Genomic DNA, 20,588 nt, shown 5'->3' on the forward strand with positions numbered 1-20,588 from the left:
AAGCTTCATCCGACCACTTTATCCTCGGACGGCGCCGAGGGCGCAGAAGAAAATCGAGCGACGATCGCACGACCGTAAGCGCCCCCCGGCTTCTCGATCGTGACGAAAGTCGTCGCCGTCAGCGCCACGACGATGATCGCGACCAATGGCAGAAGCAGCGGCAGGCTGGCCGTGTCCAGCGCCGCGAGCGAGGGCGCGCCGAAATAGAAAAGAATGAAGAGAACAATGCCATGGAATAGATATATTCCATAGGAGCATTCTCCGAGCGCCAGAAGCGCCCGTCTCCGCAAAAGGCCGAAGATATCATTGCCGCAGGCGACAGAGGCGAAGAAGAGTCCGAGCAGAAAATCCCATGGCGTCCCATAAGGCTTGGGAGCGCAAGCCAAGGCCGCGAGCAGGCATATTGTGGCCGTGAACATTCCACCGCGCGAGGAAGACCAGATCCGCGCCTCGTCGAGCTTCGCCGCCTCGCTGGCCAGCATCCCCATCGCGAACAATGGCGGAAACGCGAGCCAATCGAAAGCGACGAAACGCGTCGCCGCCAGGCTGCCGATGATGAGCGCCAACGGAAGCGCCGCATTCGGCGCTTTGCCGCGGAACAGGTCGTAGGCGATCGCCATCAGCGGAAGGCCGAAAAGATAGAAGGCCCACTCATATTTCAGCGACCACAGCACATAGGCGTCGATGCGGCCGCTGTCGGCATGGCCGAGAAGCGGAGGTTGGCCCAGAGCCGCCACCCAGCTCAGCAGCGGCGTGAAAACCGTGTCCGGCCGAATGGAATAATCCTGCGTCCACAGAATGATCAGACATGTCGCCGCGACGGAGGCGGCGACCAGCGGCGTCAGCCGAAAGAAACGGCCGACCCATAGCGCCGCTATTCTGGAAATATGAAATCCTTCCAGCGCGACGCGATGAAATAGAAAACCTGTGATCATGAAGAATATCGACACGCTGCCGCCGCCGAGATTTTCCAGAAACAGGACCGTCGGCCGCTCCCAGCTCCCGCCGAGCCGCGTCGCCTGCATCCAGATCACGAAATGATGCATCATCACCGAGAGCGCGAGCAGGCCTCGCAACCCGTCTATTCGGCCGATCCGCCCGGGCGACGAAGAAAGCGGAAAGCCGTAGCGAAGGAGGAGGCCGCCCGCTGCGAAGGCGGCGAGATAGGCGAGGCCGATCCCAATGCCGATCATGCCCAATGGATAGACCAAAGCGCCCTCCCCGGACCCTTGTCCGCGGCGCGGAGTTTCGACCGGAACGCCGGCGCAAGGCAACGGCCCCGCCCGCGTCCAGCGCCGGAATAGGCGGAAAAGCGCGGCCTCGCTCGCCATGACGGCGGGCTTGGGCTATCTCTGCGCTCGAACACCGGAATCGAATCCCCAAGGGCAAAGATGAAACGCGCTCTGTCGGTCACGAGAGAAGAAAATTTCGCGCAATGGTATCAGGCCATCGTCGCCGAGGCCGATATGGCCGAGACGAGCCCGGTGCGCGGCTGCATGATCGTCAAGCCCTGGGGCTACGGCGTCTGGGAGCTGATCCAGGGCGCGCTCGACCGGCGCATCAAAGAGACCGGCCACGACAATTGCTATTTTCCGCTGTTCATCCCCATGAGCTTCATCGCTCAGGAGGCGAGCCATGTCGAAGGCTTCGCCAAGGAGATGGCGGTCGTCACCCATCATCGGCTGAAGGCGGTGGACGGCAAGCTCGTCGTCGATCCCGACTCCAAGCTCGAGGAGCCGCTGATCGTGCGGCCGACCTCGGAGACGATCATCGGCGACGCCTTCCGCCGCTGGGTCTCCTCGCATCGCGACTTGCCCGTGCTCATCAATCAATGGGCCAATGTCGTGCGCTGGGAGATGCGCACGCGGCTTTTTCTGCGCACCAGCGAATTCCTCTGGCAGGAGGGCCACACCGCCCATGCCGACGAGGCCGACGCGCGGGAAGAGACGCGCAAAATGCTCGAGGTCTATCGGCAAATCGTCGAGGATGCGCTCGCCGTGCCGGTGATCGCCGGCGAGAAGCCCGAGAATGAGCGCTTTCCCGGCGCCGTGAACACTTATTCCATCGAGGCGATGATGCAGGACGGCAAGGCCCTGCAGGCCGGCACCTCGCATTATCTCGGAACCAATTTCGCCCATGCGCAGAATATCCGCTTCCAGAGCGCGAGCGGCGAGCTCGAATATTGCCACACGACGAGCTGGGGCGTCTCGACGCGGCTCATCGGCGGCGTGATCATGACCCATGGCGACGACGACGGGCTGCGCCTGCCGCCCGCCATCGCTCCGCGTCAGGTGGTGATCGTGCCCATGCTGCGCGAGAAGCCCGAGGACGCCGAGGTGCTCGCCTTCTGCGACAGGCTCAAGGGCGAGCTGGACGGGCTCTTCGCGCTCGGCGCGCCTTTGCGCGCGATCGTCGACAAGAAGCCGGCGCGCGCCGCCAATAAGCGCTGGGACTGGGTGCGCCGGGGCGCGCCGATCATTCTCGAGATCGGCCCGCGCGACGCCGCCAATGACGTTGTGACGCTGATCCGCCGCGATCGGCTGCGCGAGGGCGACAAGATCGTCTCGACGGCGACGCCACGCGCGGAATTCGTGAGCGCGGTCCCTGCCCTGCTGGCGGAAATCCAGGCGGCGCTGTTCGCCGAGGCCAAGGCGCGGCTCGAGGCGAATATTCGCTCTGATCTGACGAGCTTCGCCGAGATCGCCGATTATTTCGGCAAGGCGGCCGAGGACGACGAGGCTGCGGCTGCTTTCAAAGGCTGGGTGCGCGCGCCCTGGGCGCGGCCGACCGGCGCCGAGCTCGAGGAAGTGGAGACGCGGCTGAAGGCGCTGAAGCTGACGCTGCGCAATATTCCGCTCCAGCAGAGCGCGCCGAAGGGCGTGTGCGTCTTCACCGGCCGGCCGGCGGTGGAGGAGATTTTGATCGCTCGCGCTTATTAGCGCGGGCGGGCGCGCATCGCGGGCAATTGCGTATGATTTCCAGATATTGACATTATGAAATCGATACGCAAGTCTCTGATCTGGGAGGACCAGACATGGCCGCCACCGCAGTCAGCCGCATCCTCGATCACCTCAAGACCGACGGCGGTCTCCAGGGCAAGGATATCGCCAATATCGTCGCCGTATCGCCCGCCACTGTATCGCGATGGTCGAGCGGCAAGGCGACGCCCGATCTTCGAACACAGACAGTCATCGCCGAGCTGAGATATGTCGTCGATCGCTTGTCGGACTTCTACACCGCAGACGAAACGCGTCTGTGGCTGCACGCCAAGCATCCCATGCTGAACGGCGAGCGGGCGATCGACATCATCAATGAGGGGCGGACGCAAGCCGTGCTCGCCATCATCGACGCTCTCGACTCGGGCGCCTACACCTGATGGCCGAGTTGCGAAAGGCGCGCGATCTCGCGCTTCTCGATGCGATCGACGCGATGGACCGCGAGCCGTTCGAAGGCAAAGTCTGGCGCGCCGTGAGGGATGGCCGCGATCCGACACTCGGCTTTCCCTCGCAAAGCCGATGGTGCAATGGCGAGTTCGACATTCTCTACACATCGCTCGCGCGAGACGGCGCAATCGCCGAAATTGGCGCGCTGCTGTCCGCGCAGCCCGTGTTTCCTTCGAAGACGCGATGGGACTGCCACGAGCTGACCGTGCGGGCGACCAGGACACTGCGTATCGCCGACATGCTGAAGCTAAAGACGCTCGGCGTCGACGTCGCGACCTATCAGGAGCGTCAATACGACCAGACGCAAGCCATCGCCGACGCGGCATTTTTCCTCGGCTTCGACGGGCTGATCGCTCCGAGCGCCCGATGGGCCTGCAGCAATCTGATGCTCTTCACGTCGCGATTGCAGTCGGGCGACATCGAGCCGGCCGCCGACGCGGGAGTCCCGATCGATTGGGCGGAATGGCGTCGCGCCAATCGCTTTAAGCCGCCGTCCGACGCCTGACAAGGAGCAAGCGTCCGAGCGACATGCCCTGCCCAGCTCAGCGCGCCATCTAAAGCCGATTGGACACGAGACCGATCGGAGGCCGCAGCAATGGACATCCCCCCTTTCGAGCCCGCCATCGCCGCGGGAGTCGCCCTCTCGACCGCCGTGACCGACGCCGTCTATGTGTTCTTCAACGCCGCGGTTTCCGAACGCCGTCGCGTGGCGGCGGCGAGCTGGAGCAGCGTGTGGTATCTGCTCTCCGCTTTCGCGGTCATCAGCTACACATCCAACTGGGCCTATGTGCTGTTCGCCGCGCTCGGCGCCTGGATCGGCGGGTTTTTGTCGATCACCGCCCTCAATCGCGTCGCCCCGCCACGAGGCGCGCTCGGCGCCGCGAGAAATGACCGTAACGAATGACGGGAAAACCGGCCGGCGCTCGACGAAATCACTCACGTTATTGACCGCGCTACGCGTTCGGATATTCATAGATCACAAGGCGCGGACGGCGAATTTCCAGGCGCTATGTTTCGTTCGAGGACCGAATTTATGAAAGCGGCGGCGTTTTTTTTGGCCTTTCTGCTCGTTCTCGCCCAACCGGCGGCGGCCCAATCGATCTTCGACGGGCTCGGCGGAACGGGAGACCCTGCGCGGGACGCCGCCTCGGCGGAATATGAGCAATGGAAGAGGACGATCGCCCGTCAGACCAAAGAACACACCTCGCGCCTCTGGCTCGGACATGGGTCTGTGACCGTGCATTTCTGCGTCGACGCCGCCGGCCGAGTGGCCGATGCGCAGGTCGTGAAAGCCAGCAATAACGAGCAGGCGCTCCTCGCCTTGAGCACGATTTCCTCGCTCAAATTGCCGCCGCCGCCGGCCTCGGCCCGCAAGGCGGCCGGCGGCAAGTGCCACTTATTCTCGCAGAGCTTCTACTATCCATGAGCCCGGCGGACGGGAGGCCACGCATCATGTATCGAGCGATCATCGTATTTTGTCTGATCGGCGTGTCGCCGGCGGCCTTCGCGCAATTCCTCTTTGGTCCCTCGGAGCGGCCCACTCTGGCCGCCTGCATGGCGATCCCGGAAAACAAGGTCTGGATACAGACCGTCACCCAGCAGCTCCGCGAGCGCGCGCCGAGGCTCAATCTGGGACGTGGAACAGTGACCATCAAATTCCATGTCGATTTCAGAGGCCACGTCACCAGAGCCTCTTTCGCGAACTACGACAATAACGCCCGAGCGCTGGTCGCAGCGGGCATGATCACCTCGCTGAAGCTGCCGCCGCCGCCATTCGACATGGACACCGATTGTCGCGACTTCGAGCAGACCTTCCGCTTCCATTGACCGCTTCCGCGGGCGGCTCGGCGGACGACGAAACCTCGCGCGCCTATCGGTCGCATCCAAATTGAATTATTACGACCGATATCAGCTTTTCATTCTGCCCAACCAGAATTGGCGGGAGAACTGATCGGCCCAGCTAGCCGAGCTTCGGCCGCGGGCGGGGCCGCGCCCTCGCCGGGCGCCGGCGCCCGAAGTTGGAACGAATTTTGATCGTCCGGGCGTACTAACCGTTGTCCATAACGGCGCTTTTCGGCGTCCCGAAACGGCGCAGAGCGCGTTTACGCCACATTCGGCCCATATTCGGGCCGTCCTTGGAGCGAGACTATGTCTCGAATCGAACGCGCGGCCGCCAAGACGGCCGAGGTCGAGGCCGATCGGATGAACATGAGCGCGAAACCGACCCTACGCAGCTTTCTCGCCGTCGCCGCCATTGTCGCGGCGTCGGGGGCGTCGGCGGCCCCTTCCATCGTCATCGACGTCGCCAGCGGCCAGGTCCTCGAGCAGGAGCAGGCGACCCAGAGCTGGTATCCCGCCTCGCTGACCAAGCTGATGACCGTCTATGTGGCGCTGGACGCGGTGCGCTCCGGCCGCATTCAATATGACACGCCGATGATCGTCTCGCCCCGCGCGCTCTCCATGGCGCCGTCGAAAATGGGCTTTCCGGTCGGCTCGGAGGTGACGCTGCGCAATGCGCTGGTCATGCTGATGGTCAAATCCGCCAATGACATAGCCGTCACCATAGCGGAGGGCGTCTCCGGCTCGGTGGAGGCCTTCGCCGATGAAATGAACCGCGCCTCGGCCAAGCTCGGCATGCGCGAATCCTATTGGGCCAATCCCAACGGCCTGCCGGACGATCGGCAAGTGACCTCGGCGCGCGATCTCGCCATTCTCGGCCGCGCGTTGCTGACGGAGTTTCCCGAATCCGCGGGCTTTTTCAACATAGGCGCGATGCAGCTCGGCCGGCAGATCCATCCGACCCACAACGGCCTGCTCGGCCGCTATCCGGGCGCGGACGGCATGAAGACCGGCTTCACCTGCCCCGCCGGCTATAATCTCGTCGCCAGCGCCACCCATGGCGGGCAGAAGCTCATCACCGTGGTGCTCGGCGCGCCGACGGCGGCCGCCCGCACGGCCAAGGCCGCCTCGCTGCTGGACCGCGCCTTCATGACCGGCTCGCCCTCGGGCTCGGCGACGTCCCTGCCGACCTTCGGCGTCGGCCAGGCGCCGGATATGCGCGACAGCGTCTGCCGCCATCGCGGCAAGGCCAACGCCGAATATATGGCCGAGGTCGAGGATATGAATGTCGCCATTCCGCGCGAGAATGGCTCGACCGATCAGGTGAGCGTCAAGACCATCGCCGCCCTGCCCCGCGCGCGCTTCGAGCCGACGCCCGTTTATCTCGGCCGCGCTCCCGGCTATGAGGGGCCGGTCGCCGGCGTGCGCGATCCTGGCACGCCGGTCGGCTCGCCCTCGACCGTCACCGCCTACGCCCATGAGCCGCCGGCCGCCGCCGCCTCGCCGATAAGCCGCCCGGCGCCGGACGCGCTCTCCATGCGCCACAGCCGCAAGGCGGCGGCAAAGGCCGCGCATGCGCCGGCCCAGAAGAAGACAGCCAAGGCGAAAGCGCCGCCGCAGGAGGACGCCGCCATCGAGGCGGAGGCGACGGAAAAGCCCGCGAAGACGGCGAAGCCCGCGCACGCCAAACCGGCGCAGGGCAAGCCGGCGCAGGGCAAGAATGTCGCCGCCAAAACGTCGGCCAAGGCTCCCGCCAAAGCTCCGGCGAAGGCTCCGGGCAAGAGCGTCTCAGCCAAGAACGACAAGCATGCGATCGGCGATCGCGCCCCGCCGCGCCAAGACAATGAGCAATGATTCGCCAATGACCGAGCATTCCGAGCCGCGTCGTCCGCCGCCGCCCATTCCGCTGACGATCCTCACCGGCTTTCTGGGCGCCGGCAAGACGTCGCTGCTCAATCGCCTGCTCGCCTCGCCGGAGCTCGCCGACACGCTCGTGCTCATCAATGAGTTCGGCGAGGTCGGCATAGATCATCTGCTGGTCGAGAATGTCGAAGGCGACATGATCGTCATGAGCTCGGGCTGCATCTGCTGCTCGATCCGCGGCGATCTCGTCGCGGCGCTCGAGGATGCGCTGCGCAAGCTGGACAATGGCCGCATTCGCCCGTTCCGGCGCATCGTGCTGGAGACGACAGGGCTCGCCGATCCGGCGCCTATTCTCCACACCATCATGTCGCATCCCTATCTCGCGCTGCGCTATCGGCTGGACGGCGTGGTCACGCTGGTCGACGCCGTGAATGGCGCCGCGACGCTGGACGCGCATGAGGAGGCGGTGAAGCAGGCCGCCGTCGCCGATCGGCTGGTCATCACCAAGACCGACCTCGCCGAAGGAGCCGACCGGCTCGAGGAGCTGGATCGGCGCCTGGCGCAGCTCAATCCGGCGGCGCGCCGGCTCATCGCCACGACGGGAGAGGCGAGCCCCGCCGCTCTGCTCGACTGCGGTCTCTATGACGCCTCCGGCAAGATTCCGCAGGTCGCCAAATGGCTGAACGACGAAGCGGTCGCGGCGGCGCACGTGGCGCATCACCATCATCACGATCACGATCATCACGATCATGACCACCACCACGGCCATGCGCATCAGGACGTGAATCGCCACGACGCGCATATTCGCGCCTTCTGCGTCACGAGCGACGCGCCGCTCAGCCCGCAGGCTTTCGACATGTTCGTCGAGATATTGCGGCAGGCGCATGGTCCGCATCTCTTGCGCGTGAAGGGCATCGTCGGCCTCACCGACGATCGCGAGCGGCCAGTGGCCGTGCATGGCGTGCAGCACGTCTTCCATCCGCCGCATCGCCTGGCCGCGTGGCCGGACGCCGATCGACGCACGCGCCTCGTCTTCATCGTCAAGGATTTGGACCCGTCCTTCGTCGAGAAGCTCTACGCCGCCGTCGCGGGCATACCAGCGCCGGATACGCCCGACGCCGCTGCGCTGCAGGATAATCCGCTTGCCCCCAAAAACGCCGGCCTGCTAGGCTGACGCGGGGCAAGCACCGGAATCGCGCGTCATGAGCAAATTCTTCGCATCGATCGAGCCGCAGCATCGCGACTTCATCGAGAAGCAGAAGCTCTTCTTCGTCGCCTCCGCCGCATCCGCCTCGCGCGTGAATGTCTCGCCCAAAAGCGCCGACACGCTGCGCCTCATCGACGAGCGGACCGCCGTTTATATCGACCGCACCGGCAGCGGCAATGAGACGGCGGCGCATATGCGCGCGGATGGGCGCCTCACCTTCATGTTCTGCGCGCTCGACGGCGCGCCGTTGATCCTGCGCCTCTATGGCCGCGGCCGGGCGCTGGCGCGCGGCCGCGCGGAGTATGCGCGGCTGCTGCGCTCCGCATTCGGCGGGACGGAGCCGCCGGGCGCGCGGCAGATGATCCTGATCGACGTCCAATCCGTGCAGACGTCCTGCGGCTTCGCCGTGCCGCTCTATGATTACGCCGGCGAGCGCGACGGGCTCGACCGCTGGGCCGTGTCGAAAGGCGAGCAGGCGCTCGACGCCTATCGCCGGGAAAAGAACCAGCAGAGCATAGACGGGCTGCCCACCGGCCTGCTCGAGAACGAAGATCTGGTCGCCGAATAGGCGCGAGGCGAAACTCACATGACGAATTCGACTGCGACGCACGCCGGCGAGACCGGCGTGAAAGCCTTGACGCTCGGCGCACTCGGCGTCGTTTTCGGCGACATCGGCACCAGCCCTCTCTACACGATCAAGACGGCGATGGACTGGTCCGGCGGGCATGTGGGCGCCGAGACGGCGCTCGGCATGTTGTCGCTGATCGTCTGGACCTTGATCATCGTCACCTCGGTCAAATATGTCGCCGTCATCATGCGAGCAGACAATGACGGCGAGGGCGGCATTCTCGCGCTGATGTCTCTGCTCGGCATGAAGCACGGGCGCCATCCGGCGATCATCGCGATCGGAATGCTGGGCGCGGCTCTGCTGTTCGGCGATGGCGCGATCACGCCGGCGATCTCGGTGCTGAGCGCGCTCGAGGGGCTGAAGGCGCCCCTGCCCGCGCTCGCGCCCTATGTGGTTCCGCTCTCCATCGTCGTGCTCATCGGCCTGTTCGCCCTGCAGCCGCAAGGCACGGAGCGCATCTCGCGCCTCTTCGGCCCGGTGATGGCGCTCTGGTTCGTCTCTATAGCGATCCTCGGCGCGCGCGGCGTGATCGCGCATCCGAGCGTTCTGGCCGCCGTCGATCCGCGCGTCGGGCTGCATTATCTCTTCACCCATGGCTTCGAGGGATTTCTGCTGCTCGGCGCCGTGTTTCTCTGCGCCACCGGCGCTGAGGCGCTCTATGCGGATATGGGCCATTTCGGGCGGCGCCCCATTCGCCTCGCCTGGTACGGGCTGGTGCTGCCGTCGCTCGTCCTCGTCTACGCCGGCCAGACGGCGCTGCTCGTCGAGGGCTCCGTGACGGAGAATCCTTTCTTCGATCTCTGCCCTGCCCCGCTGCAATTGCCGCTGGTCGCTCTCGCCACCGTCGCCACCGTCATCGCGAGCCAAGCCATCGTCACCGGCGCTTTCTCCATGGCGCGACAGGCGATCCAGCTCGGCCTGTCGCCGCGCCTCGCCATCACGCAGACCTCGGCGCAGAGCTACGGCCAGATCTATGTCGGCTTCGTCAATTGGACGCTGATGGCGCTCACTCTGGTCCTCACCCTCGCCTTTCGCTCCTCGGAGAATCTCGCGGCCGCCTTCGGCATCGCGGTCTCGCTGACCATGCTGCTGACGACGGCGCTGATGTTCATCGCCATGCGCTCCATCTGGCGCTGGAGCCTGCCGCTCGCCCTTTTGGTCGGCGGCCTGTTTCTCGTCGTGGACGTCGCCTTCGTCGCCGCCAATCTCATCAAATTCTTCGAGGGCGGCTGGATTCCGCTCGTCGTCGCCGCCATCCTCTTCTTCCTGATGAGCTGCTGGAGCGAGGGCTTCGAGGCCATGCGCAAGGCGCTCGAGCGCGACACGTTTCCACTCGCCGATTTCGTCGCCAAATTCCACGGCAAGCCGCGCGTCGACGGCGTCGCCGTCTATCTGACCAGCCGCACAGACGTCGTGCCGGTCGCGCTGCTGCATAATCTCAAGCACAATAAGGTCCTGCATCAGCATATCGTGCTGCTGCATGTGGCCACCGCCAACACGCCGCGCGTCGATCGCGCTCGGCGCGTCGAGACCCAGTCCCTCGACGATCATTTCTATGCGATGGAGCTGAACTACGGCTTCATGGAGCAGCCGAACATTCCCTGCGCCTTGATGCTCGACACCATATCGAGCCCGCTGACCTTCAATATGATGAACACCTCCTTCTTCGTCGGCCGGCTCACCGTGACGCCGCTCGGGCGCTCGCGCTGGCGGAGGCTGCGCATCCACATTTTCCAATTCATGCACCGTAACGCGCTGCCGGCGACGGAATTCTTCCAGATCCCGCCCGGCCGCGTCGTGGAGCTCGGCGGCCAGGTCGAGGTCTAGAACCATGCTCGCGCGCGCTGCAGGCCTGCTGGGAAGCCTCGGGACGCGCCTTCTCGATGTCGTCTATCCGCCCGTCTGCCTCGTCTGCCGCCGGGCGGTGGCGAGCCATGGCGCGCTCTGCCCGCGCTGCTGGGGCGAGATGGGCTTTATCGAGCAGCCCTATTGCGAGCGGCTGGGCACGCCTTTCGAGCGCGATTTCGGCCCCGGCATGATCTCGCTGGAGGCCGCCGCCGATCCGCCCGTCTTCACGCGGGCGCGGGCCGTCGTGCGCTATGACAGCGACCGCGCCCGCAGCCTCGCCCACAGGCTGAAATATTATGATCGGCTGGAGCTCGCCGAGCCGCTCGGCCGCTGGATGGCGCGCGCCGGCGCCGAGATCCTTTCGGACGCCGATCTGCTGGTCCCCATTCCGCTGCACCGAATGCGGCTGCTGTCGCGGCGCTTCAACCAATCGGCGGCGCTCGCCCATGTGATCGCGCGGGAGAGCGCCGTTCCGGTGGAGGCTCTGGCGCTGGAGCGCGTGAAGCCGACGCCGCCGCAAGTGGGGCTGACGCGCGGCCAGCGCGCGGCGAACATGCAGGGCGCCTTCCGCCTGCGCGAGGAGAAAAAGCCTCAGATCGAAGGCCGCAACATCGTGCTCGTCGACGATGTGCTGACCTCCGGCGCGACGGCAAACGCCGCGGCCCGCGTCTTGCTGCGGGCGCGAGCGACGCGCGTCGACGTGCTGGTCTACGCCCGCGTCGTCGGCCAGAGCTGAAGCGAAGGCCTCCGTTGCAGCCATGCGCCGGAAGCGCTTATAAGAGCGCGCGAAAGGTCACGGAACCGTCATGCCGCAGATCGTCATCTACACCACGAGAACCTGCCCCTATTGCCGCGCCGCCAAGCAGCTGCTCGACATCAAAGGCGCAGCTTATGAAGAGATCGCCGTCGACGGCGATGCGCAGAAGCGCTCCGAGATGAGCCGGCTGGCCGAGGGCCGGACCACAGTGCCACAGATTTTCATCGACGGCCGGCCGATCGGCGGCTGCGACGATCTCTACGCTCTGGACGGCGCCGGCGAGCTCGACCCGCTGCTCGCCGCGGGCGAGCCGGCGCCGTGATCCTCTACCGGCTGATCTGCTCGGAAGGACATGAATTCGAAAGCTGGTTTCGCGACAGCGAAGCCTATGACGCGCAGGCTGCGCAAGGCGCGGTCAGCTGCCCCTTTTGCAATTCGACGCAGGTCGCCAAGGCGATCATGGCGCCGAATGTGGCCCGCCGCTCGTCCCGAGCGCGTGAGGACGAGGCGGGCGTCCCCGCTCTGCTCGACGAGCGCCATGCGGCGCTGCGGGCGATGATCCAGGAGCTGCGCCAACATGTCGTCGCCGCGACAGAAGACGTCGGCGACCGCTTCCCAGACGAGGCGCGGCGGATGCAGGACGGCGAGGCCGAGAACCGCCCCATTCGCGGACGCGCCAGCTTCGAGGAAGCCAAGGCGCTGCTCGAGGAGGGCATAGAAATCCTGCCGCTCCCCGGCCCGCCCGACGACAGCCACTGAGGCTCGTCCTCGACGAATTGCGCCGCAGGCGCTTCTCGATGTCGGGCGCCGCTGAAATTCCGTCATATCCCAATGAATAATCTGCACTTTCTCTTTGAGAACACGGCTCTTATCCCTTTGAGCCGGGCTTTGCGAAAAACCGAGACGCGAAGCCGAGCTCGAGGAGAAAAACATGAGTCTAACGACAGAAGCAGCCGGCAAAGCCGGCGCGACCGACAGCGCCGACGTCGTCATCGTCGATCTGAAGCCTATGTGGATCGCCGCCGGCGGACTGGTCGCCTTCTATCTGTTCATTCGAATCTATGAGCAGATTTACGGCTGGCGCGCCGGTCTCGATTCCTTCGCTCCGGAATTCCAGACCTATTGGCTGACGATGCTGTGGACCGAGATTCCGCTGGAGCTGGTCACCGGCCTCGGCCTCGCCGGCTATCTGTGGAAGACGCGCACGCGCGACATGGCCGCGCTGAGCACGCGCGAAGAATTGCGCCGCTGGGTTTGCCTCGCGCAATGGCTCGTCGTCTATGGCATAGCGATCTACTTCGGCGCGAGCTTCTTCACGGAACAAGACGGCACCTGGCACATGACGGTGATCCGCGACACCGACTTCACGCCCAGCCATATCATCGAGTTCTATCTGAGCTATCCGATCTACTCGATCGTCGGCGTCGGCTCGTTCTTCTACGCCAAGACCAGGCTGCCCTATTTCTCCAAGGGCTATTCGCTGGCCTTTCTGATCCTGACGATCGGCCCGTTCATGATCATTCCGAATGTCGGACTGAACGAATGGGGCCACACTTTCTGGTTCATGGAGGAACTGTTCGTCGCTCCGCTGCACTGGGGCTTCGTGTTCTTCGGCTGGATGGCGCTCGCCGTGTTCGGCGTGACCGCGCAGATTCTGCTGAACATGAAACGCCTGCTGGGCGAAGACGGCGTGAAGGCGATCATCGACTGAGGCGCTCGACGGAACTCGCAAGAGCGTGCCGGCTCTGACTCCATGATGCTCCCAGGGAACCAGAGTGGAAAAGCTGCCGCCCCTCGCTCGAGGGGCGGCAGCATGTGAGCCCGCCGCGAGCGATCTTCAGTCACACGGGGCCGAGATGCGGCGCATGGCTATGTTAGACGCGCTCGCATCCATGTATGATTGGCGCGGCCCCGAAGCCGCGCGAGATATCCGACTGCTCGGCGCGCGCCGAAAAGGCTGAACGCGCAGCCGGAGACGACATGCAGAATCGACAGATATTCGGTCTCATCCTGCTCGCCGGCATGATCGGGCTGGGCGCTCTCGTCATCAGCCCCTTCTGGGCGCCGCTCGTATGGGCCGCCATTCTCGCTCATGCCACGGACGCCGCCAATCGCCGCTGCCTTCGCCTCTGCGGACAGCGGCGCAATCTCGCCGCCGCGGTCACGACGATACTGCTGATCGTCCTCATCGTCGTTCCAGTGTCGCTGCTGCTGATCGATCTGCAGAGCGAGGCGGTCGCCGCCTATCGCGATATCTCGACCAAATATGCGGACGAGCCGCTGGTCCTGCCCAAGGCGATCAAGCGCCTCCCGGTGATCGGCCCCACGCTGAACGATCTCGTGAACAATCCGGAATTTCGCAAGCAGCAGATCAATGAATGGCTGGAGCCCTGGATGCGCCAGCTCGCCGGGGTCGTCGGCGCGGTCGGCCGCAGCATTGCACAATTCGGCGTCATGACGATCGCGCTGTTCTTCTTCTACCGCGACGGCGACCTCATGCTCGAGCAGATCCGCGCCGGGCTCCGTCGAGTCGTCGGGGAAACGGCGGATCAATATTTCCGGGCCGTCGAGACCACTTCGAATGCTGTCGTGTCGGGGCTGATCGTCAGCGCGATGGCGCAGGGATTCATCGCCGGCGTCGGCTATGCGTTCCTCGGCGCCGGACCGCCCGTGCTGCTGGGCGTGCTGACTACGCTGGCCGCGCTCATCCCCTTCGTCGGAACAGTGGCGATCTGGGCGCCGCTCGGCGTCTGGCTTCTTCTCACCGATCAGATCGGCGCAGGCATTGGGCTGCTCGCCTGGGGCGCGCTCATCGTCAACCCGACCGACAATATTCTCAAGCCTCTGCTCATCAGCAACGCGGCCGACATCCCTCTTGTCGTCGTCTTCCTCGGCGTGATGGGCGGCCTGCTCGCCTTCGGCTTCGTCGGACTATTCCTCGGCCCGCTGATTCTCGCGGTGCTGCTCGCCATATGGCGGGAATGGCTGGTAGCCGACGCTGCCGAAGCCGGCCATTGACCGTCGCGGAATTCGCGCGCCGCCATATTGAAGCAGCTCTCGTCGATCGCCATGTTTTTCAAGGCCTCCTCGAATGTCGAGCTTCCGCTCAGAGCGGCGAGGCCCGCAGCCGGAGAGCAGAGCGATGACGAATGGTCACGAAGATGGACGAGACGCCGCCTCCGAGACGAAGCGCGATCCGCGAGCCGGCTGGCTCTACAGAGTCGAGCAAGAGGTCGAGGAGATCGCGCAGGAGCCGCCGCCGGCGCTGTTCCTGCATGTCCTGAAAATCGACCTTCCCTATATCGTGATGCTGCTGGCCGCCGTTTTCGGAATCGGCATGGCGACCTTCACGGGCGAGATGACGCCGGTCTATTGGGAGATTTTGACGCCCCTCTACGCCGTCATCTGCATTCACACCGGCTGGCGCCGGACCGAGGATCGCGAGGCGCGAATAAGGCTCGTCTGGACTCAAGCCGCGCATTGGCTGGCCGTTCTCGTCGCAATGTACGTCATCTATCTGCCGCGCGTGCAGGATGTGATGAACAACAACGCCGCCGGCATCACGCTGATGACCATTCTGGCCCTCGCAACCGTGCTCGCCGGCATACATGCCTCGACCTGGCAGACCTCGGCGGTCGGCCTCGTATTGGCGATCTCGATTCCGATCATCGCCTGGATTCAGCAATCGGCGCTGATTTTGACGGTCATCTCCATCGTGCTCGTCTTCGCGCTCCTCGTCGGCGCCTCGCTGTGGTGGACGACGCATAAGGAGAAGACCAAATTATCCGACGCGGCGGGCTGAAGCTCCTATCGGCGAAGAAAGGCCGCGAGAATATCGACGTAACGCGGAGTTCCGGCTCGAGCCGAATAGCAATCGCTCTGGCCGTTCCTCGGCTATCTAATACGGGCGAAACGCATTGAAAGCGCGACGGCGGCTTTCGACAGCTCTTAGACGATCGCTCCCTCCGACCAAGCTTTTTCTGATCGACCGAGGCGGCGATCCTCATGAAGCGCATTCTCCTGGCGCTCGACCTGAGCGCTCACAGCGACCGCGCTTTCGAGCGAGCGACGCAGTTCGCCGGCGAATGCTCGAGGCGCGCTCTTCGCGCCGAAAGATCGTTTGGAGCATGACATCCAGGAGGAGTCGCGCCGTCTGAAAGATCATGGCGGCGGCGCCTTTCCACGCATCGTTCCGATGCTCGAGCGCAATGACGTCGACGCCGGCATAGCGAAAATTCTCCGACGATCACAGCCGGATCTCCTGGTCATGGGGATGAGCGGCGCCGGCTTCGCCACGGGCGGCGGAAGCCGAACGCGCTCCTATCTGCACAATCCGCCCTGCGACATGCTCGTCGCCGCCTGATCGGCTCGCCGATCAGGCGCCGATCTCGTCCGTCAACGCGCCGCTTGAAAGTGAGTCAGCGCCGCTTCGGCGTGTCGAACCGCAGCGGCGGCGCGGGGGCCGCTATGCGTCCCCCGCGCCGTTCGGATCGCCTTCTGAAGATGTCGGATTCCGGTCTCGACGTGCGGATTCGCTTTCGTCCTCTGCGCGGCCTTGGCGTGATCTAGCGCATTGGCGGCGTGCTCCACGAGGGATGCGGAATATCCGCTTCTGCCCTCCTGGATCGCCTCCGTCGTTTCCCGAATCGTCTGCGTGAGATGTTCCGCCGCAAGCGAGGCATGCGGAGCGACGAGCAGCGCGAGCCACAGCGCCGCAATGGCGATCGACGATCTGCGAGTGATCATCTCCGGTCCTTTCTGAAAGAGCCCGCCGCGCCCGAACGAATAACGCGCGTCGCCGCGTGAAACGCAGACCGCCGCCGGAGAAAAGAATTGCGCCGCCGGCGCCTCGCCCCGCTTCCGGCCCACTCGATCGCTCGCTCATGAGCGCCGCGCGTTTGGTGAGAGACGCGGCGTCAGCGGACCATGATTTCGACCTTCGCCTCCATTCCCGGCGTCAACACGAGATCGGGATTCGACGCGGTGACAATGATCTCGCCGCCGCCTCGCTCCGCCGGCGCGTCTGCGATCTGCGTCACCTTTCCTTCGAAGGCGCGATCGGGAAACGCCTCGACCTTCAAGGACACGACGTCGCCGACCCCGATACGCTCGGCGTCTTTCGCGCTCACATCGACCGCGACACGCATTGTCGAGAGATCGGCGGCGATCTGGAAGAGCGTCACGCCGGCGTCGACCTTGCCGCCGACCTCCACATTGCGCGAGACGATCGCGCCATCGACCGGCGAGACGACCTCCGTGCTCGCGAGCGCGGTCTCCGCCGCGCCGAGCGCCGCTTTCCGTCGCGCGACCTCGGCCTCGCTCTGCGCCACGCGCGCCGTCGCACGCTCGAACGCGGCGCTGGGCGCGGCGATGGTGCGGCGTGAGGCCGCCCCACGCCCCGCCTCGCCTCGAGCGCGCTGCAGCGTGGTCTTCGCGCGCGCGAGATGATTTTCGTTTCGCTCGAGCCGCGCGGTCGCCTCCGCCAACTCGGCTGTCCGGCGAGCGACCATGGCGCGATAGGCGGCGGGGTCGATCTTCGCGCAGAGCTGGCCCGCCTTCACCTTGTCGCCGCGCGCGCAATAGACCGCTTCCGCGACGCCGGAGGCCCGCGCCAGCAGCGGCTCGGAGGCGAGCGCATCGACGACTCCTGTCGCATTCACGACGCCCGCGAAAGTCGACGGCCTCTCGCGCGAGCCCCAATAGAGCAGCCCGGCGGCGATGGCGGCGATGGCGACCGCGCCGGCCGCCGGCCGCCAGAACGGCCGCTCCCGATAGAGTGAGGTCGGCCTCGCCACGCGCGCTCTCGACGGCGCCGTCGTCGTGACATCGCCGGCTATGATTTGGCGGGCGCGGATTCTCCGCTGGATGAATTTCTCGAGCTCGAGGACGAGATAGAGTCCGACGCCGACGCCGATCGCAGCCGCGCCCTCGAGCGGCGACATCGGGCGCGTGTCGAACATCTTCTGCATGAACGGCGCATAGGTGAAGAGGATCTGAGCGATGGTGATCGCGACGACGCCGATGATGACCGCCGGCGCTTCGAGAAGCCCCGTCCAGGGAAAGGACGCGGCGAACGGCCGACGAATGCTGAAGAGATAGAAAATTCCCATTATGACGATCGCGTTGACGACGATAGTGCGCGCCTCCTCGGTCGGCAGGCCGCGTTCCTCGGCCCAAAAGAACAGGCCGAATGCGCCGACGACATACAGAAGCGAGACGAGGACGACGCGCCAGATCAGAAAGCCGGACAGCACCGGCTCATTGGCCGCGCGCGGCGATCTGCGCATCACATCCGGCTCTGTCGGCTCGAAGGCGAGAGTCAATCCCAGGCCGACCGCAGTCACCATATTGATCCAGAGAATCTGCACCGGCGTCATCGGCAGGGTGAACCCGACGAGAATCGCCCCGACGATCGCCAGCGCCTCGCCGCCATTGGTCGGCAGCGTCCAGCCGATGACCTTCTTCAAATTGTCGTAGACCGTGCGTCCCTCGCCGACAGCGGCGACAATCGACGCGAAATTATCGTCGGCGAGCACCATTTCGGCCGCCTCCTTCGCCGCCTCCGTGCCCCTTCGTCCCATCGCCACGCCGACATCGGCCCGCTTCAGCGCCGGCGCGTCATTGACTCCGTCGCCCGTCATGGCGACGACATGGCCCTGCGACTGCAGAGCCTCGACCAGCCGCAGCTTGTGCTCGGGCGTCGTGCGCGCGAACACAGTCGTCTCGCGGGCGACGCGCTCGAACGCCTCGCCGCTCAGCTCCGAAAGCCGCTCTCCCGTCACCACCGCATCGTGATGAGAGAGGCCGACGCGCTGCGCGATAGCGCTCGCGGTCGCCGCATGATCGCCCGTGATCATCTTCACGCCGACGCCGGCGTTCGCGCACTCCTCGATCGCCGCGATCGCCTCGACGCGCGGAGGATCGATCAAGCCGATGACGCCGAGCAGGCTCAGCCCGCTCTCGACAAAGGCCGCGCCGAGCTCGTCCAAATCCGCCGCGTCCTTCGCCGCCAGCGCGATCACGCGCTGACCTTCCCGCGCGAGGGATTCGACCGCGGCCGACCAATAGGATTTATCGAGAGGCTCAGGCCCTCGCGGCCCCTGCTGAAACGCGCACATCTCGAGCACGCGCTCGGGCGCGCCCTTCACATAGGCCACGGCTTCGTTCTCATCGCCTCGATGCAGCGTCGCCATGAAACGATGCCGCGAGTCGAAAGGAATTTCGTCCACGCGCACGAACCACTCGCGTGTCGCATCGATCTCGTGGCCCGCCTTCGCCGCGAAGCAGACGAGCGCTCCTTCCATCGGATCGCCGTCGACGATCCAATCGGCGCCGCTCCGCCGAACAGCGGCGTCGTTGCACAGCAGCGCCGCCAGAGCCAGCTCTCGCATCACAGTGTCTTCCACCGCGTCGAATTTGCGCCCCTCGCGCAGCAGCGCGCCTTTCGGCTCATATCCCACGCCGGTCGTCTCGACCGCGCCCGCCGACGTCACCGCCGTCTGCGCTATCATCTCGTTGCGTGTCAGCGTGCCGGTCTTGTCCGAGCAGATGACGGAGACAGATCCCAGCGTCTCGACCGCCGGCAGCCGCCGAATGATGGCGTTGCGCGCCGCCATCCTTTGGACGCCTATGGCGAGGGTGATCGTCATCACCGCGGGCAGGCCCTCCGGAATAGCGGCCACCGCGAGCCCGACCACGGTCATGAAGGCTTCCGTCCAGGGATAGGAGCGTATTCCGGTCGCGAATGCGAAGACGATAGCGGAGACCGACAGAATCACGATCGTCAGCTGGCGAGCGAAGCGGCTCATCTGCCGCACCAGAGGCGTCGTCAGCGGCTCGATCGCGCCCAGCAGGGCGCTGATGCGCCCGAGCTCCGTCGACAGCCCCGTCGCCGCCACGACGCCTATGCCCTGCCCTGCGACGACGAAAGTGCCGGAATAGGCCATGGACGTGCGATCGCCGAGCGCCGCGGCGGCGTCGACGGGCGCAATGCCTTTTTCGACGGCGACCGACTCGCCGGTGAGGACCGCTTCCTCGATCTTCAGATTGCGCGCGCGAACGAGCCGCAGATCCGCCGGCACGCGGTCCCCCGCCTCGAGCAGCACGATATCGCCGGGAACGACACGATCCGCTCGCACAGTCATGCGATGGCCGCCGCGCAGAACGGAAGCGTTGGGCTCGATCATCCCCTTGATGGCGTCGAGCGCTTTCTCCGCGCGTCCCTCCTGAATGAAGCCGATAATCGCATTGAGCACGACGACGAGCAGGATGACGGCCGCATCCACGAAATGGGCGAGCAGAGCCGCCATTACGGCCGCCGCCAGCAGAATATAGATGAGCAGATCATGGAATTGCGAGAGCAGACGGCGGAGCGCGCCGCGCGGCTTTGCCGTCGGCAGCGAATTCGGTCCATAGGCCGCGAGACGCAGATCGGCCTCCGCCGGATCCAGCCCGTTCCGATCCGTCTTCAGGCTTTCGATCATCTCGTCGACCGAAAGGGAATGCCACGGTCGCGTATCGGCGCCGGGCGCAGAATGCGCCGCGCTCCGCCGGATCGGTCCCGCCTCCTCGCCTCGCTCCACAGGCTCTGTCATGAGAGCGCCGCCTTTCGCAGCGAGTCCATGCCGCGCCCATGCGCGCCACGGCTCAGGACGGGCGCCTCGTGAAAGGCCCGCCCGCGTCGGACTCTAGATATCGCATCGATGCGAACATCGGATAGAGGATCGCGCCATTCTCGGCCGCAGACCCGCCCCTACCGGGAGGCCTCGGCGTGAGCGAGAGCAGCGATGAGGAGGCGCGGGGGGACCCCGGCTCGGAATCGGCCCAGCAGCGCGCCGCGCGAGGGGCGCGAAATGGCTCGCGCGCGCCAACCCGTCGATTTGTCTGGTCTAGCGTGGATTATCGTAGGCGGGAGTGGTGCCCAGGGGCGGAATCGAACCACCGACACTGCGATTTTCAGTCGCATGCTCTACCAACTGAGCTACCTGGGCCTAGGCGCCTCGC

The 20,588-nt window shown here is 65.3% G+C and carries 19 protein-coding genes, 1 tRNA gene and 1 pseudogene; 17 read left to right on the plus strand and 4 right to left on the minus strand.

The genetic code is table 11. From position 1 onward, the window contains the following. Window positions 1-5 precede the first annotated feature (5 nt). Window positions 6-1,211, minus strand: a complete 1,206-nt coding sequence (locus tag K369_RS10730; protein ID WP_198033099.1) for an acyltransferase — start codon at window positions 1,209-1,211, stop codon at window positions 6-8. 180 nt (window positions 1,212-1,391) lie between these two features. Here K369_RS10730 and proS point away from each other — a divergent pair, with 180 nt between their 5' ends. The 17 genes and pseudogenes from proS to K369_RS10815 all read left to right on the plus strand — a co-directional run. After that, window positions 1,392-2,939, plus strand: a complete 1,548-nt coding sequence (gene proS, locus K369_RS10735) for a proline--tRNA ligase (protein ID WP_036291046.1) — start codon at window positions 1,392-1,394, stop codon at window positions 2,937-2,939. Window positions 2,940-3,034: 95 nt separating this feature from the next. Beyond that, complete coding sequence (locus K369_RS10740) at window positions 3,035-3,376, plus strand: antitoxin Xre/MbcA/ParS toxin-binding domain-containing protein (RefSeq protein ID WP_036291049.1); 342 nt, start codon at window positions 3,035-3,037, stop codon at window positions 3,374-3,376. After that, window positions 3,376-3,948, plus strand: coding sequence for an RES family NAD+ phosphorylase (locus K369_RS10745; protein WP_036291051.1), 573 nt, complete (start codon window positions 3,376-3,378; stop codon window positions 3,946-3,948). Before K369_RS10740 ends, K369_RS10745 begins: the two co-directional genes overlap by 1 nt. A gap of 90 nt (window positions 3,949-4,038) precedes the next feature. Next, the gene (locus tag K369_RS10750; RefSeq protein WP_036291053.1) at window positions 4,039-4,347 is read left to right on the plus strand and encodes a hypothetical protein; all 309 of its coding nucleotides are present in this window, start codon (window positions 4,039-4,041) and stop codon (window positions 4,345-4,347) included. A 129-nt stretch (window positions 4,348-4,476) separates the two neighbouring features. Continuing rightward, on the plus strand, window positions 4,477-4,869 hold the full coding sequence (locus tag K369_RS10755) for an energy transducer TonB (RefSeq protein ID WP_036291055.1): 393 nt from the start codon (window positions 4,477-4,479) through the stop codon (window positions 4,867-4,869). A 26-nt stretch (window positions 4,870-4,895) separates the two neighbouring features. After that, window positions 4,896-5,270: a hypothetical protein gene (locus tag K369_RS10760; RefSeq protein WP_156967849.1), complete on the plus strand. Its 375-nt coding sequence runs from the start codon at window positions 4,896-4,898 to the stop codon at window positions 5,268-5,270. A gap of 321 nt (window positions 5,271-5,591) precedes the next feature. After that, on the plus strand, window positions 5,592-7,136 hold the full coding sequence (locus K369_RS10765; RefSeq protein ID WP_051949206.1) for a D-alanyl-D-alanine carboxypeptidase family protein: 1,545 nt from the start codon (window positions 5,592-5,594) through the stop codon (window positions 7,134-7,136). Window positions 7,137-7,143: 7 nt separating this feature from the next. Continuing rightward, entirely contained in the window at window positions 7,144-8,319 is a 1,176-nt protein-coding gene (locus tag K369_RS10770; RefSeq protein ID WP_036291060.1) for a GTP-binding protein, read from the plus strand. Window positions 8,320-8,347: 28 nt separating this feature from the next. Beyond that, window positions 8,348-8,920, plus strand: coding sequence for a pyridoxamine 5'-phosphate oxidase family protein (locus K369_RS10775; protein WP_036291062.1), 573 nt, complete (start codon window positions 8,348-8,350; stop codon window positions 8,918-8,920). 18 nt (window positions 8,921-8,938) lie between these two features. Beyond that, complete coding sequence (locus K369_RS10780) at window positions 8,939-10,807, plus strand: potassium transporter Kup (RefSeq protein ID WP_036291064.1); 1,869 nt, start codon at window positions 8,939-8,941, stop codon at window positions 10,805-10,807. Window positions 10,808-10,811: 4 nt separating this feature from the next. After that, window positions 10,812-11,564: a ComF family protein gene (locus tag K369_RS10785; RefSeq protein WP_036291067.1), complete on the plus strand. Its 753-nt coding sequence runs from the start codon at window positions 10,812-10,814 to the stop codon at window positions 11,562-11,564. 70 nt (window positions 11,565-11,634) lie between these two features. Next, on the plus strand, window positions 11,635-11,907 hold the full coding sequence (grxC, locus tag K369_RS10790) for a glutaredoxin 3 (RefSeq protein ID WP_036291069.1): 273 nt from the start codon (window positions 11,635-11,637) through the stop codon (window positions 11,905-11,907). Further along, window positions 11,904-12,344: a DUF1178 family protein gene (locus tag K369_RS10795; RefSeq protein ID WP_036291071.1), complete on the plus strand. Its 441-nt coding sequence runs from the start codon at window positions 11,904-11,906 to the stop codon at window positions 12,342-12,344. The genes grxC and K369_RS10795 overlap by 4 nt, the downstream gene beginning before the upstream one ends. 172 nt (window positions 12,345-12,516) lie before the next feature. After that, complete coding sequence (gene amoC, locus K369_RS10800; RefSeq protein WP_084570639.1) at window positions 12,517-13,296, plus strand: bacterial ammonia monooxygenase, subunit AmoC; 780 nt, start codon at window positions 12,517-12,519, stop codon at window positions 13,294-13,296. Between the two features lie 269 nt (window positions 13,297-13,565). After that, window positions 13,566-14,603 carry an AI-2E family transporter gene (locus tag K369_RS10805; RefSeq protein ID WP_036294829.1) on the plus strand — a complete coding sequence of 346 codons (1,038 nt, stop codon included), beginning with the start codon at window positions 13,566-13,568 and terminating at the stop codon, window positions 14,601-14,603. A gap of 124 nt (window positions 14,604-14,727) precedes the next feature. Next, a complete protein-coding gene (locus K369_RS10810) occupies window positions 14,728-15,387 on the plus strand; it encodes a hypothetical protein (RefSeq protein ID WP_051949207.1) in 660 nt (219 codons plus the stop codon). Between the two features lie 303 nt (window positions 15,388-15,690). Beyond that, window positions 15,691-15,948: pseudogene (locus tag K369_RS10815) on the plus strand (universal stress protein); the annotation flags it as partial. 32 nt (window positions 15,949-15,980) lie between these two features. Here the strand turns inward: K369_RS10815 and smbP are convergent. From smbP to K369_RS10830, 3 genes are all read right to left on the minus strand, one after another. Then, on the minus strand, window positions 15,981-16,331 hold the full coding sequence (gene smbP, locus K369_RS10820) for a small metal-binding protein SmbP (protein WP_036294835.1): 351 nt from the start codon (window positions 16,329-16,331) through the stop codon (window positions 15,981-15,983). 170 nt (window positions 16,332-16,501) lie between these two features. Continuing rightward, window positions 16,502-20,179 (minus strand): HAD-IC family P-type ATPase, encoded by a 3,678-nt coding sequence (locus K369_RS10825; protein WP_084570641.1) that lies wholly within the window; start codon window positions 20,177-20,179, stop codon window positions 16,502-16,504. 320 nt (window positions 20,180-20,499) lie between these two features. Next, window positions 20,500-20,575: transfer RNA gene (locus K369_RS10830), tRNA-Phe, on the minus strand. Window positions 20,576-20,588 lie beyond the last annotated feature (13 nt).

Source organism: Methylosinus sp. PW1, from assembly GCF_000745215.1.
Classification (GTDB): domain Bacteria; phylum Pseudomonadota; class Alphaproteobacteria; order Rhizobiales; family Beijerinckiaceae; genus Methylosinus.

Excerpts from the sequence above, each read along its gene's own strand:
- proS (WP_036291046.1), top strand. The coding sequence starts at position 1,392 with ATGAAACGCGCTCTGTCGGTCACGAGAGAAGAAAATTTCGCGCAATGG.
- K369_RS10740 (WP_036291049.1), top strand. The coding sequence starts at position 3,035 with ATGGCCGCCACCGCAGTCAGCCGCATCCTCGATCACCTCAAGACCGAC.
- K369_RS10745 (WP_036291051.1), top strand. The coding sequence starts at position 3,376 with ATGGCCGAGTTGCGAAAGGCGCGCGATCTCGCGCTTCTCGATGCGATC.
- K369_RS10750 (WP_036291053.1), top strand. The coding sequence starts at position 4,039 with ATGGACATCCCCCCTTTCGAGCCCGCCATCGCCGCGGGAGTCGCCCTC.
- K369_RS10755 (WP_036291055.1), top strand. The coding sequence starts at position 4,477 with ATGAAAGCGGCGGCGTTTTTTTTGGCCTTTCTGCTCGTTCTCGCCCAA.
- K369_RS10760 (WP_156967849.1), top strand. The coding sequence starts at position 4,896 with ATGTATCGAGCGATCATCGTATTTTGTCTGATCGGCGTGTCGCCGGCG.
- K369_RS10765 (WP_051949206.1), top strand. The coding sequence starts at position 5,592 with ATGTCTCGAATCGAACGCGCGGCCGCCAAGACGGCCGAGGTCGAGGCC.
- K369_RS10770 (WP_036291060.1), top strand. The coding sequence starts at position 7,144 with ATGACCGAGCATTCCGAGCCGCGTCGTCCGCCGCCGCCCATTCCGCTG.
- K369_RS10775 (WP_036291062.1), top strand. The coding sequence starts at position 8,348 with ATGAGCAAATTCTTCGCATCGATCGAGCCGCAGCATCGCGACTTCATC.
- K369_RS10780 (WP_036291064.1), top strand. The coding sequence starts at position 8,939 with ATGACGAATTCGACTGCGACGCACGCCGGCGAGACCGGCGTGAAAGCC.
- K369_RS10785 (WP_036291067.1), top strand. The coding sequence starts at position 10,812 with ATGCTCGCGCGCGCTGCAGGCCTGCTGGGAAGCCTCGGGACGCGCCTT.
- grxC (WP_036291069.1), top strand. The coding sequence starts at position 11,635 with ATGCCGCAGATCGTCATCTACACCACGAGAACCTGCCCCTATTGCCGC.
- amoC (WP_084570639.1), top strand. The coding sequence starts at position 12,517 with ATGAGTCTAACGACAGAAGCAGCCGGCAAAGCCGGCGCGACCGACAGC.
- K369_RS10805 (WP_036294829.1), top strand. The coding sequence starts at position 13,566 with ATGCAGAATCGACAGATATTCGGTCTCATCCTGCTCGCCGGCATGATC.
- K369_RS10810 (WP_051949207.1), top strand. The coding sequence starts at position 14,728 with ATGACGAATGGTCACGAAGATGGACGAGACGCCGCCTCCGAGACGAAG.
- smbP (WP_036294835.1), bottom strand. The coding sequence starts at position 16,331 with ATGATCACTCGCAGATCGTCGATCGCCATTGCGGCGCTGTGGCTCGCG.
- K369_RS10825 (WP_084570641.1), bottom strand. The coding sequence starts at position 20,179 with ATGACAGAGCCTGTGGAGCGAGGCGAGGAGGCGGGACCGATCCGGCGG.